This is a genomic window from Methylobacterium nigriterrae, assembly GCF_037106235.1.
Classification (GTDB): domain Bacteria; phylum Pseudomonadota; class Alphaproteobacteria; order Rhizobiales; family Beijerinckiaceae; genus Methylobacterium; species Methylobacterium nigriterrae.
This window is the reverse complement of sequence record NZ_JBAWTG010000691.1, coordinates 1-305: the sequence shown is the minus strand read 5'-3', so window position 1 is coordinate 305 and position 305 is coordinate 1. Positions and strand designations below refer to the sequence as shown.

Below are 305 nucleotides of genomic sequence, written 5' to 3'. Positions count from 1 at the left end.
TTCATGCCCTCAGCGTCGGCGGAGATGTTCGGATAAACTTCGCTGTACGGGCCTTCGAGGTAAGCGTTCGCGATCAAGCCCGGCCCGCCATGTCCCGGCCCGGTGAGGTAGATCATGTCAAGATCATGCTTCTTGATCAGACGATTGAGATGGACATAGATGAAGTTCTAGCCCGGCGTCGTGCCCCAATGCACAAGCAGGCGGGGTTTGATGTGCTCCTTTGTCAGACGTTCTTTCAATAATGGATTGTCATAAAGATAAATCTGGCCAACTGACAGGTAATTTGCGGCCCTCCAATAGGCGTC

General features: G+C 52.8%; 1 pseudogene. It reads right to left on the bottom strand.

Going from position 1 to position 305, the window contains the following annotated elements:
• Nucleotides 1-305, bottom strand: a pseudogene (locus WDW90_RS38745) (phosphoketolase family protein); the annotation flags it as partial.